Consider the following 873-nt stretch of genomic DNA (forward strand, 5'->3'; position numbering starts at 1 on the left):
GTGAGAGGTTGACCAGTCGGCGCCAGCAGATGATGCCGCAGGCCAGGCTGAGGAAGGCTTCGTGGATGTCGTCGCGGATCTCCCAGCGGATGCGCAGCCGGCGGAACCAGTGCAGCAGTGCAAAGCTCTGCTCGACCACCCAGCGGTGCACGCCCAGCCCGGAACCGTGCTCGACGCCGCGCCGCGCGATGACCGGGGTGATCCCGAGGGCCCGCACCTGCTTGCGGTACTTGTCGTGGTCGTAGCCGCGGTCGGCGTAGAGCGCGACCGGTCGTTGTCGGGGCCGTCCGCGTCGGCCGCGTACGGGCGGGACGGCCTGGACCAAGGGGATGAGTTGGGTGACGTCGTTGCGGTTTCCGCCGGTCAGCGATACCGCCAGCGGGATGCCGTGCCCTTCGGTGATCAGATGGTGCTTGGAGCCTGTTCGGGCACGGTCGACCGGGCTCGGTCCTGTTTTGGGCCGCCTTTGAGCGCCCTGACGTGCGAGCCGTCGATCACCGCCCTTGACCAGTCCAGCGCGCCGGCGGCGTTCAGCTCGGCCAGGAGCGATTCGTGCAGACGCTGCCAGACTCCCGCGTCGTTCCAGTCACGCAGGCGCCGCCAGCAGGTCATACCGGAGCCGAAGCCCAGCTCCTGGGGCAGGAACTCCCACGGAATGCCGGTGTACAGCACGAACAGGATGCCCGACAGCACCTTCCGGTCGTCCAGACGCTTGCGCCCAGGATGATCCGTTCGGCGCGGCACAACCGGCAGCAGCGGCTCGATCCGCGCCCACAGCCCATCCCCCACGATCCACGGCGGTTGCTCACCCCTTCTCATGTGCAGGCTAACAACCCATCAGACACCGACATTCCAAGGTAAGTTGCAGCATTC

General features: G+C 67.5%; 1 protein-coding gene. It reads right to left on the reverse strand.

Annotated features, from left to right (window positions below):
- Positions 1-819, reverse strand: a protein-coding gene (locus AOQ37_RS38190) for an IS5 family transposase (protein ID WP_199824897.1) whose coding sequence is annotated in 2 segments (ribosomal slippage) — positions 1-459 and positions 459-819 — 820 coding nt annotated over the 2 segments. Because the reading frame shifts where the segments join, the coding sequence is not laid out codon by codon here. This gene is flagged as partial in the annotation.
- Positions 820-873: the final 54 nt, after the last annotated feature.

The sequence above is a fragment of the Streptomyces maremycinicus genome (assembly GCF_001184025.1).
Lineage (GTDB): Bacteria > Actinomycetota > Actinomycetes > Streptomycetales > Streptomycetaceae > Streptomyces > Streptomyces maremycinicus.